The organism is Veillonella montpellierensis DSM 17217, from assembly GCF_000426745.1.
GTDB classification, from domain to species: domain Bacteria; phylum Bacillota; class Negativicutes; order Veillonellales; family Veillonellaceae; genus Veillonella; species Veillonella montpellierensis.
Window position 1 is genome coordinate 43,656 of record NZ_KE384564.1, and the last position, 15,864, is coordinate 59,519.

Annotated in this window: 17 protein-coding genes; 1 reads left to right on the forward strand and 16 read right to left on the reverse strand. The window is 41.8% G+C overall.

The annotated features are described in order from the left end of the window. Nucleotides 1-168: 168 nt before the first annotated feature. From typA to moaC, 5 genes are all read right to left on the reverse strand, one after another. The gene (gene typA / locus K357_RS0107910) at nt 169-1,980 is read right to left on the reverse strand and encodes a translational GTPase TypA (protein WP_028258207.1); all 1,812 of its coding nucleotides are present in this window, start codon (nt 1,978-1,980) and stop codon (nt 169-171) included. A gap of 267 nt (nt 1,981-2,247) precedes the next feature. Then, nucleotides 2,248-3,180 (reverse strand): UDP-N-acetylmuramate dehydrogenase, encoded by a 933-nt coding sequence (gene murB, locus K357_RS0107915; protein WP_028258208.1) that lies wholly within the window; start codon nt 3,178-3,180, stop codon nt 2,248-2,250. Further along, on the reverse strand, nt 3,155-3,520 hold the full coding sequence (locus K357_RS0107920) for a YlbF/YmcA family competence regulator (RefSeq protein WP_028258209.1): 366 nt from the start codon (nt 3,518-3,520) through the stop codon (nt 3,155-3,157). The genes murB and K357_RS0107920 overlap by 26 nt, the downstream gene beginning before the upstream one ends. A gap of 73 nt (nt 3,521-3,593) precedes the next feature. Continuing rightward, a complete protein-coding gene (trmL, locus tag K357_RS0107925) occupies nt 3,594-4,061 on the reverse strand; it encodes a tRNA (uridine(34)/cytosine(34)/5-carboxymethylaminomethyluridine(34)-2'-O)-methyltransferase TrmL (RefSeq protein WP_028258210.1) in 468 nt (155 codons plus the stop codon). A gap of 181 nt (nt 4,062-4,242) precedes the next feature. After that, nucleotides 4,243-4,743, reverse strand: a complete 501-nt coding sequence (gene moaC / locus K357_RS0107930; protein ID WP_028258211.1) for a cyclic pyranopterin monophosphate synthase MoaC — start codon at nt 4,741-4,743, stop codon at nt 4,243-4,245. 190 nt (nt 4,744-4,933) lie between these two features. On the opposite strand from moaC, the gene K357_RS0107935 reads away from it, so the two are divergent. Continuing rightward, nucleotides 4,934-5,608 carry a metal-dependent hydrolase gene (locus tag K357_RS0107935; protein WP_028258212.1) on the forward strand — a complete coding sequence of 225 codons (675 nt, stop codon included), beginning with the start codon at nt 4,934-4,936 and terminating at the stop codon, nt 5,606-5,608. 129 nt (nt 5,609-5,737) lie between these two features. Here K357_RS0107935 and K357_RS09220 read toward each other — a convergent pair whose 3' ends face one another. From K357_RS09220 to K357_RS0107990, 11 genes are all read right to left on the reverse strand, one after another. Further along, on the reverse strand, nt 5,738-6,109 hold the full coding sequence (locus K357_RS09220) for a helix-turn-helix domain-containing protein (RefSeq protein ID WP_231562193.1): 372 nt from the start codon (nt 6,107-6,109) through the stop codon (nt 5,738-5,740). Between the two features lie 363 nt (nt 6,110-6,472). Then, nucleotides 6,473-7,780, reverse strand: a complete 1,308-nt coding sequence (gene hemL, locus K357_RS0107945; protein ID WP_028258213.1) for a glutamate-1-semialdehyde 2,1-aminomutase — start codon at nt 7,778-7,780, stop codon at nt 6,473-6,475. 9 nt (nt 7,781-7,789) lie between these two features. Then, nucleotides 7,790-8,764 carry a porphobilinogen synthase gene (gene hemB / locus K357_RS0107950; protein WP_028258214.1) on the reverse strand — a complete coding sequence of 325 codons (975 nt, stop codon included), beginning with the start codon at nt 8,762-8,764 and terminating at the stop codon, nt 7,790-7,792. A gap of 5 nt (nt 8,765-8,769) precedes the next feature. Then, nucleotides 8,770-10,287 (reverse strand): uroporphyrinogen-III C-methyltransferase, encoded by a 1,518-nt coding sequence (gene cobA, locus K357_RS0107955; RefSeq protein WP_028258215.1) that lies wholly within the window; start codon nt 10,285-10,287, stop codon nt 8,770-8,772. Continuing rightward, complete coding sequence (gene hemC / locus K357_RS0107960; protein WP_028258216.1) at nt 10,287-11,225, reverse strand: hydroxymethylbilane synthase; 939 nt, start codon at nt 11,223-11,225, stop codon at nt 10,287-10,289. Before hemC ends, cobA begins: the two co-directional genes overlap by 1 nt. Next, the gene (hemA, locus tag K357_RS0107965) at nt 11,215-12,498 is read right to left on the reverse strand and encodes a glutamyl-tRNA reductase (RefSeq protein ID WP_028258217.1); all 1,284 of its coding nucleotides are present in this window, start codon (nt 12,496-12,498) and stop codon (nt 11,215-11,217) included. Before hemA ends, hemC begins: the two co-directional genes overlap by 11 nt. Beyond that, nucleotides 12,467-13,102: an NAD(P)-dependent oxidoreductase gene (locus K357_RS0107970; protein WP_038114015.1), complete on the reverse strand. Its 636-nt coding sequence runs from the start codon at nt 13,100-13,102 to the stop codon at nt 12,467-12,469. The genes hemA and K357_RS0107970 overlap by 32 nt, the downstream gene beginning before the upstream one ends. 80 nt (nt 13,103-13,182) lie before the next feature. Next, a complete protein-coding gene (locus K357_RS09225; RefSeq protein WP_071838058.1) occupies nt 13,183-13,743 on the reverse strand; it encodes a DivIVA domain-containing protein in 561 nt (186 codons plus the stop codon). Between the two features lie 14 nt (nt 13,744-13,757). Then, nucleotides 13,758-14,543 (reverse strand): YlmH family RNA-binding protein, encoded by a 786-nt coding sequence (locus tag K357_RS0107980; RefSeq protein WP_028258219.1) that lies wholly within the window; start codon nt 14,541-14,543, stop codon nt 13,758-13,760. Beyond that, complete coding sequence (proC, locus tag K357_RS0107985; RefSeq protein WP_028258220.1) at nt 14,543-15,349, reverse strand: pyrroline-5-carboxylate reductase; 807 nt, start codon at nt 15,347-15,349, stop codon at nt 14,543-14,545. The genes K357_RS0107980 and proC overlap by 1 nt, the downstream gene beginning before the upstream one ends. 21 nt (nt 15,350-15,370) lie before the next feature. Continuing rightward, a complete protein-coding gene (locus K357_RS0107990; protein ID WP_028258221.1) occupies nt 15,371-15,856 on the reverse strand; it encodes a cell division protein SepF in 486 nt (161 codons plus the stop codon). Between the last annotated feature and the right edge of the window lie 8 nt (nt 15,857-15,864).

A 15,864-nucleotide genomic window follows, 5' to 3' on the forward strand; every position in this document is an offset into this window, starting at 1 on the left:
TCCATACAATCATCCTAATCGATGTATCCAAGCGCACTTATTAACTCACCCATTACTAGCACAAAAACCTCCTTATCACACCAAAGTATGACAAGGAGGCCTACGTCTATGTATGCATGCGTAGTAAGAGCTGTGACAACTTACTACATGATGCTACAAGTATAATCATTATTTTGCATTCTTAGCCGCTTTTGCACGAGCCGATCTATCTAGAATTGCTTTGCGCAAACGAATGGATTTTGGTGTAATTTCAACCAATTCATCATCATTAACCCATTCTAATGCTTGTTCCAAACTCAAAATACGAGGTGGTGTTAAACGAACCGCTTCATCAGAAGAACTAGAGCGCATATTCGTAACATGTTTTTTCTTACATGGGTTGACTTCCATATCTAATTCACGAGAATTTTCACCGATAACTTGACCAGCATATACATTTTCATTGGCCCCTAAGAATAAGACGCCTCGATCCTGTACAGAGTTTAAACCGTATGGAGTCGTTTCCCCAGTTTCAAATGCTACAAGTGCACCACGAGTACGACCAGGAATATCACCTTTGTATGGTGCATATCCATGGAACACATGGTTCATAATACCAGTCCCTTTTGTATTGGTTAAGAATTGTGATCTAAAGCCAATCAAGCCACGAGCCGGAATAACAAATTCCATGCGCAAATAGCCAGCTAATTCAACCATATTGATAAGTTCCGCTTTACGAACCCCTAAGGATTCCATAACTGTACCCATAAATTCTTGTGGCACATCAATTGTTAAATATTCTAATGGTTCACACATTTGATCCTGAATGCGTTTAAAAATTACTTTTGGTTTCCCTACTTGCAATTCATAGCCTTCACGACGCATTGTTTCAATTAATACGGCCAAATGTAATTCTCCACGACCAGATACTTTAAAAGCATCCGCCGAGTCAGTATCTTCTACTTTCATAGACACATTCGTTTGAATTTCTCGATACAAGCGATCGCGTAAATGACGACTTGTGACAAATTCACCTTCACGACCTGCAAAAGGAGAGTTATTAACCATAAACATCATGGATAATGTTGGTTCATCAATAGTAATGGTTGGCAACGCTTCTGGATTTTCTGCATCCGCCACTGTTTCACCAATATTAATATCTTCAATGCCGATGAAAGCAATAATATCGCCTACTGTTGCTTCTTCAGTTTCTACGCGATTTAACCCATTATAGGTGTACACACGACCAATTTTAGCTCTCCGTGTGTCTTCCCCATTCATAACAACCACTGGTTGATTTGGTCTCATTTTACCGCGAACAATACGACCTACTGCGATTTTACCTACATATTCATCATAGTCTAAGGTAGTTACCATAAATTGTAATGGCCCATCTGCATCAGCTTCTGGTGCTGGAATTTCATCAATTAATACCTTAAACAATGGTGTTAAGTCTGTAGCTTCATCGTCCATATTCGTTTTGGCAATACCTGCACGAGCCGATGCATAGACTACAGGGAAATCAAGTTGATCATCATTCGCTTCTAATTCCATAAATAACTCAAGCACTTCATCTTCCACATCATGCACACGTTGATCTGGACGGTCAATTTTATTGATAACCACAATTGGTTTCAATCCTTGTTCTAAGGCTTTACGCAATACATATTTAGTTTGTGGCATAGGGCCTTCATAGGCATCCACCAATAACAATACGCCATCAACCATATTCAATACGCGTTCTACTTCGCCGCCAAAATCAGCATGGCCTGGGGTATCTACAATATTAATTTTAATGCCATCATGCATGACAGCCGTATTTTTAGAAAGAATGGTAATCCCTCTTTCTCGTTCCAAATCATTAGAATCCATCACACGTTCTGCGACTTTTTCATTGTCCCGGAAAATATGGCTTTGTTTCAACATGGCATCCACCAACGTTGTTTTACCATGGTCAACGTGAGCAATAATAGCGACATTACGAAGATCTTCGCGAATCATAAATATCCTCCCTTACAGGTAATGTAAATTTATATGTGGTTCTCATATACTAAAATAAAGTGTCCATAGCAATGAACACTTTATTTTATCACATATTATAAAACTATGCCACCTATTTATCGACTTTCCTAGTAAGCATGAAATCATCACGCCCTACGCATTGGTCTGATACTACATAAACATGCCTACCATCACTTCATATAAACAGATGCTACCGCATAAATTTCTAACGTCCATCGTCTAATAATGTCTACCAACTAGCACCATCTATTTATCAATGCCTAGTAACCGCACCTCTGGTTCTAATTGCACACCATGCGCTTCATAGACTTTATCTTGAATTTGTCCAATCAGTGTCAATACATCACATGCAGATGCATGACCTTTGTTGATAACAAAACCCGCATGTTTTTCAGAAACTTGTGCATCACCTACTGACAAGCCTTTCAGACCCGTTTCTTCAATCAAGGTCCCTGCAAAATAGCCTTCTGGTCGTTTGAAAGTAGATCCTGCGCTAGCATATTCCAATGGTTGCTTGGATTCACGACGCCTTGTTAAATCCTCCATAAGTGCTTGTATCTCACGCGCATCGCCTGTTTCTAATGTCATTTCCACTTGGGCAATCACTTCTCCCGTATGTTGAAAAACACTATGGCGGTAAGCGAAATCAAATTCACCAGTTGTATATTTTCTACAAGCTCCTTTCGCATCAACTGTCCAGACGGCAGTGACGACACGACTCATTTCGCTAATGTAAGCGCCTGCATTCATAAATACAGCACCGCCCAAGCTGCCAGGAATACCTACGGCAAACTCAAGACCTGTTAGGGAATTCGCTAAGGCAAATTCAGATACTTCTTTTAACAAAAAGCCTGACCCCATAGTCATAACGCCCTCTTTACAAGATTTAACGGTCGTCATACGCGCTAGGCTCACCACAGCGCCACGTATGCCACCATCACGGACAAGCACATTGGAACCTAGGCCCAATATAGTCAGTGGTATTTGATAGCGGTCTATCATTTGCATGACAAAGCTCAGTTCCTCAATCGTACGAGGTGTAACGAATACATCTACTGGTCCACCGATTTTAAAGGTCGTATGATCTGCTAGTGGCTCTTTTTCACGTACCAGTTCCGCAGGCAATTTACTAGCAACTGCTTGTATAAAATCCTTAATGTTTTGGTTGTTCATCGCCATGATCAAGAATCTTCATTCCTTCCGTAATTGGTGCGCTAATGATGCGATAAATGTCATTGGAAATTTGGCTCCATCGAACATGTGCTTGCAAATAGGCTTGTGCCGCTTCATTCGCTTGAATCATAGGCATTAAATCCTCTTGCTTTTTCAACAATTCTGCTTCATTCGGCGCCTTCGCCAATTTAGCATATTCCCATTCCATTTGTTGGGCCATGAAAGTCCGTACTAGCCCAGTAGCAGTTGCATCGCCTTCTACTCGTTGTTGTGCTTCCATTAACGCTTTGTACTCTTCACTATCTCGCATAGCTTTTGCTAAGTCATTTGCTTTATCGTAATTCATATGTTCCTCCTACTACAATACTCACTGTCACAGCCTATACATCTCTATATAGACTATCATATCTTGTATATATCTATTTTATCTTTTTTAAATCGGGATACCCCAATTGACGCATAGCTTCATAAGAAACAATTGCCACTGCATTAGAAAGATTCAAGCATCGTGCCTCCTCTTTCATAGGAATGCGAATACTCGTTTCCTCATGCGCTTTAAGTAGTTCTTCTGGTAATCCTTTTGTTTCCTTTCCAAACACAAGCATATCGCCCATTTTATACTGCACATCACTATGCACATGCTTTGCCTTAGAAGATGTAAAATAAAATGTCCTATCTGGATAGGCATCAAACACTTCTTGTAAATTTTCATGAATACGAATATCCACTAAATGCCAATAATCAAGGCCTGCCCGTTTCAGATATTTATCCTCAATGGAAAACCCTAATGGCTTGACTAAGTGCAACGTCATGTGATTGGCGGCACACAATCGTACAATATTGCCCGTATTTCCGGGAATTTCTGGTTCTACTAATACTATTTCCATATATCTATCCTTTATCCTATATGATGAGTTCATTGTACTACAAAAGACGTATTCTCTCAATATCCTAGATATCATAGTCTAATCGTCACGTTCGATGGATATCTGTACCGTGATGTATACTACATCTAAACTTATAACTTTCTATCCATAGAGCGCACTCTGTTACACCATTTTAAGGCTTCTACCTATGTATGTTTCTATCTACCGCTTCGCGCCGTATAAAATGTCCACTCTTGCCACCGTCTTTTTCTACCAAGTAAATGGGGCCTATCACCATACCTTTATCGACAGCTTTGCACATATCATATATCGTTAACAGTCCTACATGAACCGCCGTGAGCGCTTCCATTTCAACGCCCGTTTGCCCTCTGGTCTTAACCATAGCAGTAATCTTTATCTGCCATGTATCAGGCACTAGCTGACAATGCACGTCTACCTTCGTCAATGCCAACGGATGACATAAGGGGATTAACTGACTCGTTTGTTTAGCCCCCATAATCGCCGCCAATTGTGCTACGGATAAAACGTCGCCCTTTTTCATGGTCCCCTCTTCTATTCGTTTATAAATTGTTTCATTCACCGTAATGAATCCTTCTGCTACCGCCATACGATCCGTGATTGCCTTATGGCCCACATCAACCATGCGTGCATTGCCGTCTTTATCAAAATGTGTCAATTCCATACTGTGCCTCTATTCTAATCATCACCACATGTGATATACTTATCTAAATATCCTATGTAACTATAGTCTATAAAATTCATTATACCAGATAGGATTTTTCCTATCTATCTAGAATATAATATACATAGGCACTAACCGTATGGTTGCTATCATCATACACTAGGGATTCAATGACGTGGGAGGTATAAGTATGTCTAATCAATTAACGTATTTCGGTCATGCCTGTTTCATGCTAACACATGAGACTACATCTATCATATTTGATCCATTTTTAACCGGCAACACATGGGATACTGCTCGTCCTGAAGATATTTCATGCCAATATATTTTTATATCTCATGGTCACGACGATCATTACGGCGATACGAATACCATCGCTAAAGCAAATGATGCACTAGTAATTTCTACTGCCGAAGTAGCCAAAAAAGCGGCCGATGCTGGTTGTCGCACTCATGCCATGCACTTAGGGGGCAAATATAATTTTGACTTTGGATCCATTCGCCTTGTGCCAGCATTCCATGGTTCTGGTGTTCCTGGTGGTCACGCTTGTGGTTGTCTTGTAGAATTCTACGATACTCGTCTCTATTTTGCTGGCGATACAGCCCTATTTAGCGACATGAAATTACTAAATCGATTTGGCGAAATCGACTATGCCCTATTACCGATTGGCGATAACTATACGATGGGTATCGAAGATGCAGCACTCGCAGCCTCCTGGGTCAACGCGAATGTAACAATTCCAATTCACTACAAAACATGGCCCGTAATTGATAAAGAACCAGCGGTATATACAGCACTCATTGAAAGCAAGTATAATAAGGCGGGTCTTGTCGTAGAACCAGGATCTACCATCGAATTAGGCTAATAGGCCGTACACTTACTAGCTCTAGGTATCTAGTAAGTACACATCATGATAGGTATTCCCAACCTATCACACAAAAGAGAAGTTTCTCATCCTATGCTAGCGAGAAACTTCTCTTTTTTATGCTCACGTCTATTTAACTTTACATCGATCAAACTTTGAAAAAATGGTTTCTAATTCTTTCATCAATAGTTGTTTTTGTGATTCCTTCAATACATATACTTCACCTTTAAAAGCAATGTGTTTACTTTTAACCACTGCATATAAATCACAAGGCGGTAAATCGCCATCTGTAGTAATGCCGATTAAGTCATCTAAGGACACATTGTAATATTTAGCCAATTGATATAAGGTGTCTACGTCTGGTTCACGGTATCCCGTTTCATAGTTAGACAACGCCGCATTACTAATCCCAATATTTTTAGATACTTTAATTTGACTTTGTCCTATACGCAATCGTGCTTGTTTTAAATTTTTATGCAATTGCATAGCTACTACCCCCATAGTTACTCCATCAACGACCTACTCATCTATGTATATGTCTATCTGGTTTGTCACGTACTACCAATGGGTCCATTCATCGCTAACACTTGTTTCATATCGGATACTACATGTCCATCATGGTCCACTATAGTCCAGCGCCTCGAGTATAGCTCTAGTTGAAAGTCCATCTAGCTAGGTATACTTATAATTTAATACACCTACTACATATGTCGACTAAGAAGATTATTTCTAGATTCGTATTGGCCTAGTACTATGACGTGTAAGTATTTTGCACCCATCTGACACCAATCAATTACTATATACATACGTATTACAGATTTCCCTATTTGTATAAAGCAATCATCGTGCATTTTCTATAGATTATTACATGTTCTTCTGTTGTGCTATGGCACAGAACGCCTCCTTAGCAATTTGAAGTGTAGTCTTAATATCTGACTCACGATGCGATAGGGACATGAAATTACTTTCAAATTGACTTGGCGCATAATAAATGCCATGTGACAAATTATAGTGGAAAAATTGTTTAAATTGTTCCATGTTACATGCATTTGCCTCTTCAAAATTAGTGACTGGTTTCTCTGAGAAAAATAGAGTAAACATGGATCCCACATGTTGCACTTGTACTGGCACTTCTGCTGCATGTGCCGCATCTAACAAACCTTCACAGAGCATATCTGTCGCCGTTTCCACTTGTTTAAATACAGTTGGGTTGCGTTGCAAAATAGATAAGGTTGCTAATCCAGCTGTCATGGCTAATGGGTTACCACTCAATGTGCCCGCTTGATAAATAGGGCCACTTGGTGCGACTTGACTCATATATTCTGCTTTACCGCCGAAGACTGCCATAGGCATTCCACCGCCTACAATTTTGCCTAAGCAAGTTAAATCTGGATCAATATGATAATACTTTTGGGCCCCTCCGGCACTAGCACGGAACCCACACATCACTTCATCAAAAATAAGTAGGGCGCCTGCGTTACGCGTTTCTTCACGCAAGCATTCTAAAAAGCCTGGTACTGGTGGTACACATCCCATATTACCTGCCACTGGTTCTACAATAACACCAGCTATATCATGGCCTTTTTCTTTAAATAAAGCGCGTACCCTTTCTATATCATTGTAGGGAATGGTAATGGTATTGGCCGCCACGCCTTGTGGCACACCGGGACTATCGGGTACGCCGAAGGTAGCCAATCCAGACCCAGCTTTTACTAATAAGGAATCACTATGTCCATGATAGCAACCGATGAATTTCACAATGCAATCACGACCTGTCACGCCACGAGCTACGCGTATAGCACTCATAGTGGCTTCTGTACCAGAGTTAACCATGCGCATCATTTCCATAGACGGCATAAATGCTTGGATCTTTTTCGCCACTTCTGTTTCTAACAACGTAGGCGCGCCATAGCTAGTGCCACGAGGGATAGCTTCCTGTAAGGCCGCCACCACTTCTGGATGGGCATGACCTAAAATCATAGGTCCCCAAGATAAAACATAGTCAATGTATTCATTATTGTCGATGTCGTAAATGCGACTGCCCGAGGCAGCACTGATAAACGGTGGTGTACTTCCTACGCTACGATAGGAGCGAACTGGACTATTAACACCGCCTGGCATATATTCTTTTGCTTCTGTAAAAGCTTGTTTAGATTTGTCTAGTGTCCACATACGATCCCCTTATGCTTGTAGCCAACGTGCTACATCTAATGCATGATATGTAATAATAATCTTAGCGCCAGCTCGTTTCATCGATAACAAGGTTTCTAATACCAATTGTTTCTCATTGATGAGATTGGCCTGTGCTGCTGTTTTCACCATGGCATATTCACCGCTTACATTATATACGGCTAGTGGGTAATTATACCGATCCCTGGCTTCACGAACCACATCTAAATAGGATAGAGCCGGTTTAATCATGATGATATCAGCTCCTTCAGCGATATCGCCTTCAATTTCACGCATCGCTTCATAACGATTGGCTGGATCCATTTGATAGGACTTGCGATCGCCAAATTGCGGTGCCGAATGAACCGCATCTCTAAAAGGTCCATAATAGGCAGAAGCATATTTCGCCGCATAGCTCATAATCGATACATTCTTAAAGTTCGCCGCATCTAATCCTTCTCGAATCGCTGCCACACGACCATCCATCATATCTGATGGTGCTACAATATGTGCCCCGGCCCGTGCTTGACTGACCGCTACTTTTACCAATAAAGGCAATGTTTCATCATTTAAAATTTCATGATGTTCAATGCAACCACAATGGCCATGGTTCGTATATTGGCATAAACATACATCACCTACGACAATCAACTCTGGCACTTCTTGTCGAATTGCTTGAATCGCTTGTTGTACTGGTTGTGACATATCCCATGCAGAAGAGCCCAATTCATCTTTATAGGTTGGTTCTCCGAATATTTCTACTCCTCGAATACCTAACTGATGTGCCTCTTTTGCCACTTTTACAGCCTCATCTACCGACAAGTGATATTGGCCTGGTAAAGAGGAGATTTCTTCGCGAATACCTGTACCAGCAACCACAAAAATAGGATAGATTAAATCAGTAACATCTAATGTAGTTTCTCTTACTAAATCTCTCATCGCTGCAGTTGTACGCAGACGACGGGGACGATAGGTTAAATCGATCATAGCTATCACTCCTTATTGCCTGTAGCATGTGCTACAAGCGCTGCTACTAAACCATCAATCGTATATTCTTCACTAATAACAGTAGGCTCTAATCCTGCTTTCACCGCTGTAGCTGCCGTAATCGGCCCAATGCAAGCGATATGAGTATCGCTCAATAGCGACGCGTCGCCTACTAAGGCCAATGTGTTTGTCACTGTAGATGAACTAGTAAATGTAATATAATCTACGGTTTTGCTAGCTAACGCCTCTTGTAACACTTCACGTTGACTCATATCTTGTACGGTTTCATATAAACGAATCACATCTACATCGATGCCACTAGCGCGTAAGCCATCGGAAATGACCGATCGGGCCACTTTAGGTTGTACTAACAATACTTTATCCCTATCACCTACCACAGCTTGTAAGGTTTCTACCACTGATTCAGCTTGATAATTAAGAGGTATACAATCTGGACGAATGCCATAGGCATGTAACGCTTTTCCTGTCGCTACACCGATGGCACAGATTTTATGATTACCTAGAGCCCGTGTATCTAACCCTCTATCGGCTAAGGCTTTGAAAAAGTAGCGTACCCCTTCGGCAGATGTAAACGTAATATACGAATAAGCCCGTAAATTTTCTAACATTGCGCGCGTTACTTCATCCAATGCCAACGCCTGTGTCTTAATCGCCGCCGCCTCAATTACATTGGCCCCTAAGTTTAATAACGCTTCCGACAAAGCACTGGCCTGACGTCTTGCGCGAGTGACTAACACGGTCTTACCAAATAGCGGTTTATTATCAAACCACCGCAATTGGTCACGTAAGTTTACTACATCGCCAACGACGATGATTGCTGGTGATGTGAGTCCCGCTTTCGCCACATCATCTACCACATGTTCCAAAGTAGACACCAAGGTTTCTTGAATTGGTTTCGTACCCCATCGCACTAAGGCTACTGGTGTAGACGGTGCGCGACCATGCGCCATAAGTTCTTTCACAATCATCGGTAAATGTCCAATTCCCATGACAAAGGTAAGTGTATCCACAGCGGTCGCAAGACCCTTCCAATGCATGCCCGATTCTCGTTTTGTAGGATCTTCATGACCAGTAATCACTGCAAAAGACGTAGCAACTGCACGATGTGTTACAGGAATCCCTGCATAGGCCGGTGCAGAAATAGCGGAAGTAACGCCCGGTACAAATTCAAAGGCTACGCCAGCCTCATGTAAGGCTAAGGCTTCCTCGCCGCCACGACCAAATACAAGAGGATCGCCCCCTTTTAAGCGAGCTACCACCTTGCCTTCAAGTCCTTTTTTTACCAATAATTCATTGATTTCATATTGATGCATAGTATGGTCCCGACATTGTTTCCCTGCATAAATGATCTCAGCATCGTCTCTAGCCCATTGTAATAATTTACTATCTGCCAGATAATCATAGACGATAACATCTGCTCGTTCGATGCATTCTTTTCCTTTAACGGTAATGAGCTTGCTGTCTCCAGGACCTGCACCAATTAAATATACTATGCCTGCCATTATTTTATGATCCCTTCTTTAATCAATGTTTCTATAATCTGCTTGCCCCCCTCTTCATACAATGCTTTTGCCAAGTTTTTACCCAACATATTCGCTTTGCAAAGAGGGCCAGAAATACTGCCTTCATATACATCTTTACCATCAATGGAAGCAATTAATCCTTGTAGTGTTAATTGATGATTATCAATCATCCCATGAACGCCCATCGGCACTTGACAATTGCCTTGTAATTGCCGCAAGAAACTGCGTTCGCCTTCAACAGCACATCGCGTTTCCTCATGATTAATCGGTACTAACATAGAAAGCATTTCTTCATCATCGTCTCGACATTCGATTGCTAATGCGCCTTGTCCTACAGCGGGAATCATATCATCAACGCTAAACACTTGGGTAATCAAATGATCGAGTCCCAATCGTTTTAAACCAGCTTGTGCTAATACGATGGCATCAAACTGTTCATCCTCTAACTTGCGAAGTCGCGTCTGCACATTACCACGCAACACATGAATATCTAAATCAGGCCGTGCATGCAACAATTGTGCTTGACGTCTCAAACTACTAGTGCCTACTTTAGCCCCTTGTGGCAACTGATCAAGCGTTTTATACACCGGTGCCACCAACGCATCATAAGGCGCTTCTCGTTTGCTAATCGCCCCTAAGATCAATCCATCTGGTAACTCTGTAGGCATATCTTTCAAACTATGTACAGCTATATCGATGTCTCCCCTATGCATAGCTGCCTCTAATTCAGCCGTAAACAAACCTTTACCGCCAATATCCGCCAACGGTTTTTCTAAAATGGCATCGCCCTTCGTCGTAAAATGTACCAATTCAATCGTACAAGTTGGATATAGCCTCTGTAATTCATCGCGAATATACGTAGCTTGCCATACAGCCAACGCACTTTGTCGTGTACCAATTTTAATACTATTTCTCATGGTCAGTTTCCACCTTTAAGTTAAATATGTCCCTAAACAATTCCCAATATAGTCCTTCCTCTTCGGTACCAGCAATCTCGCTAAGCCGAATCATTGGTTCTCGTAATAGTTTGCGAACAATCATGCGAGACATGGAGTCCATCATTTTTATGTCGTGCTCTGTAGCATGAGGCAACTTCACTAAGGCACGATGCAACTCACGACGACGAATCGTTTCCCCTTTATCGGACAGTTGCACCATCATGGGACGGACTGACAAATAATTTAACTTTTCATTAATTTCATCCATCGCCAATTGAATCATTGGCTCCGCCTTCTTAGCCTCTGCTTGACGAATGTGCTTATTGGCCTCTACCACGCTTTCCAAGGCGTCAATATTAAACAAGTAAATACCGTCCATTTGTGCCACCATCGGGTCTATATCACGTGGCACGGCAATGTCGATCATCACGATCGGCTTGCCATGGCGTGCTTTTATAATATCGCGAGCATGCTCTGCTTTTACAATGTAATGTGGCGATCCAGTGGAGGTAATAATAATATCTGCCAACTTAGCCTGCTCTACAAAATCGTCTAGTTTAATGGCTTGGCCGTTGAATCGTCGAGCCAACAGTTCCGCTTTAGAAAAGGTCCTGTTCGACACAAAGATCGTTTTGACCCCTTTCGCCTGCAAATGTGTGGCCGTCAGCTCACTCATTTTGCCTGCCCCTAAAATTAATACGGTTGCCTCTGAAAGTGGTTTATCCAAACTATCTTCCGCTAAATTAACCGCCGTATAACTAACGGATACAGGGGTATTGGCAATACCCGTTTGGGTGCGAATCAGTTTGCCCACATGGATGGCTTTTTGAAATAAAATATTAAAAACCGCTCCCGTAAAGCCCGCTGTGGCAGCAGATAAATAGGCCGTTTTTAATTGGCTCAAAATTTGCCCTTCTCCTAATACCAAGGAATCAAGGCTAGCCGCTACGCGAAATAAATGTTCAATACAATCTTCCCCTTCTAATAAGAAGAATGCCTCTTCATCAATGGAATCTGTATGCTTTAACTCTTTCATTAAGGTCAGCATATACTGATGTGGATCGTTTACATCCTCTAGTACGGCGTAAATTTCTGTACGGTTACAGGTCGATAACACAACGCATTCGCTGATATTATCATAATGATATACCTCATCGAGGGCTGTACTTACTTCACTTTTATCAAAAGAGAATTGTTCTCGCACATTGATGGGGGCCGATTTATGATTTAGTCCTAATACCACTAATTGCATGGTTCAATGTTTCCTCCACTTGTTGCCAGTTTCCTGCTAAAATTTCGTTAAACTCTCGATGTCCCAATTGGGCTCGCCAAAATGCTTCTCTCTCTGATGCCGTCAGTAACAGCTGTTTAACTTCTTGTCGATACGTATTTAATATAGGTAATATACTAGCTACCTGCTGGTAGCGTTGTTCCAAGTCACAACGAATCAGTGCATTCATCCGTGGACTACTACGTCCTGTACTAATCGTCATATGCAAATCGCCTAGTGTCACCACAGAAGGCATCGTAAAATCACAATCCCTATAATCATCTGCTCGATTCACCAAAGCGCCTTGTAATCGCGCTTCCTTAGCCGCTTGTTCATTAACACTATGTTCATTCGTAGCAATGAATACAAACGAGGCTACGCCTATACATCCTGGAACATATGCTTGTTGATGCCAAGTAAGTAATTGTTCCTCGCTCCATGTCCGAATGGTATCCGTCACGCGAGGGCTAATAATTTCAACCTTTGCTTGTGCTTGTAATAGGGTCTTAATTCTTCGCTCTGCCACAGAGCCTCCCCCGATTACTACACACCGCTTATGTAACATATTAATTGACATTGCAAGCATATGATTCACTCATCTTTCTTAGATTATCAATGTTAAAAACGGCTTGACTTACATCAAGCCGATTTGTAATGTTCATATAGTTACACGTCTGTAGATTCTACAGGTGTTGTTTCTTCTACTACGTCTACAGATGATGCGACTTGATTGTCTAGTGCCGCTTCTCTATCTGCTTCTGCCGATGTTTCAACTTTACTATCTTCTAGTACGATGCTATCTAGCATTTTAATTTGCGAATATAACATCGATTCAATTTTCGCTTTAAACACAGCAATTTCATGTTGAATGGTGGCGTACTTTTCTCTAGCTTCTCGAAGCGATGTATCTGCTTCTTCTAGCATCGTCTGTTTTTGCGCGCTTGCTTCTTGAATAATGAGTTCTGCTTCCTTACGTGCCGACTCTTTTACATTTTCTCCCGTTTCTTTCGCAAGAGCCAATGTATTATTCATGGTTGCTTCCATTTGTTCATATTGAGCAATGCGTTTTTCTAATTGCTCCATACGATCCGTCATTTCACGATTACTCCGATATAATTCTTCATAATCACCTTTTAATTCGTCCATAAAGGCATCGACAGACTCTTTACTATATCCACGAAATCCCGTTTCAAACTCTTTATTATGAATATCCATTGGTGTAATCATATATTGACCTCCTATTATATAAATCGTTTGAGATATACGCCCATACGACCTTTTTTTGTGGTTCCCGTAATGGAATCGACTTGCATACGGCCTCGGCCACGCATAGAAATAATATCGCCTTCTTTAACTTCTTGGGAAGGCCCTTTTGCTGGTTGCCAATTGACTTGCAATAAACCAGCCCGAATGGCATCCACCAATTTAGTACGCGACATACTAAATCCGGACGATGCTACCGCATCTAACCGAAAGGACGGCACAGTCGTTCTTATTTCTTTTACCTTTTCTTCCTTTGGCAAAATAGATGTTAACGGTATCTGTGTCACTTCAATGGTAACCATGGCAATTTTTGTAAAGTTCTGTACAATAAATTCAGCCACCGTATGGTCAACCAATATCTGTGCGCCGCCTTGTTGCATAATAATATCGCCAAATTTAGCTCGATCAATACCTAGCGCCATAAGTGATCCTAATACATCGCGATGGGTTAACAAGCGAAATCGCGGATCCCAGGACAACTGTAATGCGAGGATTCCAAAATCTACAGTACCTTTAAAATCACTATCTACAAAGGCAATGCGCAATCGTTCTGCCCCTGTATAGCCACCATCGGTGACAATCTGTAATTGTGGATAATTAGCGCGAATCGCATCGGCAATGACGCACCCAGAAGGTGTCATAAACTCAGTTACGCGAAAGGGCTTACCCTTAACGACTTGCTTTGCTAAATCTAACATACGCCGTGCTTCTTCGCCATTACCACTAGCTTCAAAATAGCGTATTAATTTTTCTTTTTCATTCACTACGATTTCCCCAATTCATTTGAGCGCTCATAGCAAGCAATAATGCCATCGTGAATGGCAGATCGCAAGCCACCTTTCTCCATAGCTAAAATGCCAGCAATGGTAGTTCCACCTGGCGATGTTACTTGGTCACGCAAGATAGCAGGATGTGTTCCTGTTTTTGTAGCCATCATACCAGCGCCTAATAAAGTCTGTGCAGCCGCCTTAATCGCCAATGCTCGTGGCAATCCAATACGTACACCTGCATCGGCCAAGGCGTCCATCATCAAAAATGCATAACCTGGACCAGCGCCAGACAAGGCGCCTAGTCGATCAAGATCCATTTCCGATACTACTTCGACCTGACCTATAGCAGAAAACAGAGCTTGTACCTGTTCCGTTACTGCTAGCGATGCGTTTTGTCCCGCTGCGATGGCAGTCATCCCCGCCCCTACAGCAGCCGGCATATTCGGCATAGCACGATACCAATCGGCCTGAGGTAAGGCACTTTCTAATGTATGTAGCGTGATGCCTGCGGCAATAGAAATGCATGTAGTATGTGGTGGAATTTCTTTCAGTTCTACTAGTACGTGAGGCAATACCTGTGGTTTAACGGCTAACAGAATCGTATCGAAGCCATCCGTTTTCCAATCTGGTAACGACGTAGTTACCGAAATTCCTAATTCCTCTTCTAATGCACGAGCATGCTCCTCTGTACGCACCGTAACAAGCAGCTCGTTTCTCGTGATAACGCCTTTTTCTAGCGCACCTCTAAGGATAGCTCCACCCATAGCACCAGCACCGATGCATAGGATTCGACCTAGCACATATACCACCACCTTATACTATTATAATTGAGGCTCTTTCCATGCAAATTTTTCATTTAATTCTGTATATGTTTTATCATTATAATCAATGGATATATTCATAGGCACACACATAAATATGTCCTTACCCACTTTTTCTAATTTACCGTCCAAAGCAAAGGTGGCACCACTTACAAAGTCAACGATGCGTGCCGCTTCATGAGGATCTGTATTTTCAAAATTGATCAATACAGGACGCATATCGCGTAATTGATTCGTAATGGCTTCAGAATCTTCAAACACCTTTGGTTCAATTACGATTACTTTCATCGCCGTAGGACGTTGACTTACTGGTGAATGACCACTCACTTTGTTAGGACGAAATTCAGATGTTTCCTTAGGTTGTGGTGCATTTGGTTGTCCATACTCTGCATCATCATAGTCATCGTACTCATCGTATTCATCATACCGATCATCATTCATTCCCAAGAAGTTTTTTATCCCTGCAAATTTGTCTGTAAAAGCCATATTAATCC

Excerpts from the sequence above, each read along its gene's own strand:
- typA (WP_028258207.1), bottom strand. The coding sequence starts at position 1,980 with ATGATTCGCGAAGATCTTCGTAATGTCGCTATTATTGCTCACGTTGAC.
- murB (WP_028258208.1), bottom strand. The coding sequence starts at position 3,180 with ATGGCGATGAACAACCAAAACATTAAGGATTTTATACAAGCAGTTGCT.
- K357_RS0107920 (WP_028258209.1), bottom strand. The coding sequence starts at position 3,520 with ATGAATTACGATAAAGCAAATGACTTAGCAAAAGCTATGCGAGATAGT.
- trmL (WP_028258210.1), bottom strand. The coding sequence starts at position 4,061 with ATGGAAATAGTATTAGTAGAACCAGAAATTCCCGGAAATACGGGCAAT.
- moaC (WP_028258211.1), bottom strand. The coding sequence starts at position 4,743 with ATGGAATTGACACATTTTGATAAAGACGGCAATGCACGCATGGTTGAT.
- K357_RS0107935 (WP_028258212.1), top strand. The coding sequence starts at position 4,934 with ATGTCTAATCAATTAACGTATTTCGGTCATGCCTGTTTCATGCTAACA.
- K357_RS09220 (WP_231562193.1), bottom strand. The coding sequence starts at position 6,109 with ATGGGGGTAGTAGCTATGCAATTGCATAAAAATTTAAAACAAGCACGA.
- hemL (WP_028258213.1), bottom strand. The coding sequence starts at position 7,780 with ATGTGGACACTAGACAAATCTAAACAAGCTTTTACAGAAGCAAAAGAA.
- hemB (WP_028258214.1), bottom strand. The coding sequence starts at position 8,764 with ATGATCGATTTAACCTATCGTCCCCGTCGTCTGCGTACAACTGCAGCG.
- cobA (WP_028258215.1), bottom strand. The coding sequence starts at position 10,287 with ATGGCAGGCATAGTATATTTAATTGGTGCAGGTCCTGGAGACAGCAAG.
- hemC (WP_028258216.1), bottom strand. The coding sequence starts at position 11,225 with ATGAGAAATAGTATTAAAATTGGTACACGACAAAGTGCGTTGGCTGTA.
- hemA (WP_028258217.1), bottom strand. The coding sequence starts at position 12,498 with ATGCAATTAGTGGTATTAGGACTAAATCATAAATCGGCCCCCATCAAT.
- K357_RS0107970 (WP_038114015.1), bottom strand. The coding sequence starts at position 13,102 with ATGCTTGCAATGTCAATTAATATGTTACATAAGCGGTGTGTAGTAATC.
- K357_RS09225 (WP_071838058.1), bottom strand. The coding sequence starts at position 13,743 with ATGATTACACCAATGGATATTCATAATAAAGAGTTTGAAACGGGATTT.
- K357_RS0107990 (WP_028258221.1), bottom strand. The coding sequence starts at position 15,856 with ATGGCTTTTACAGACAAATTTGCAGGGATAAAAAACTTCTTGGGAATG.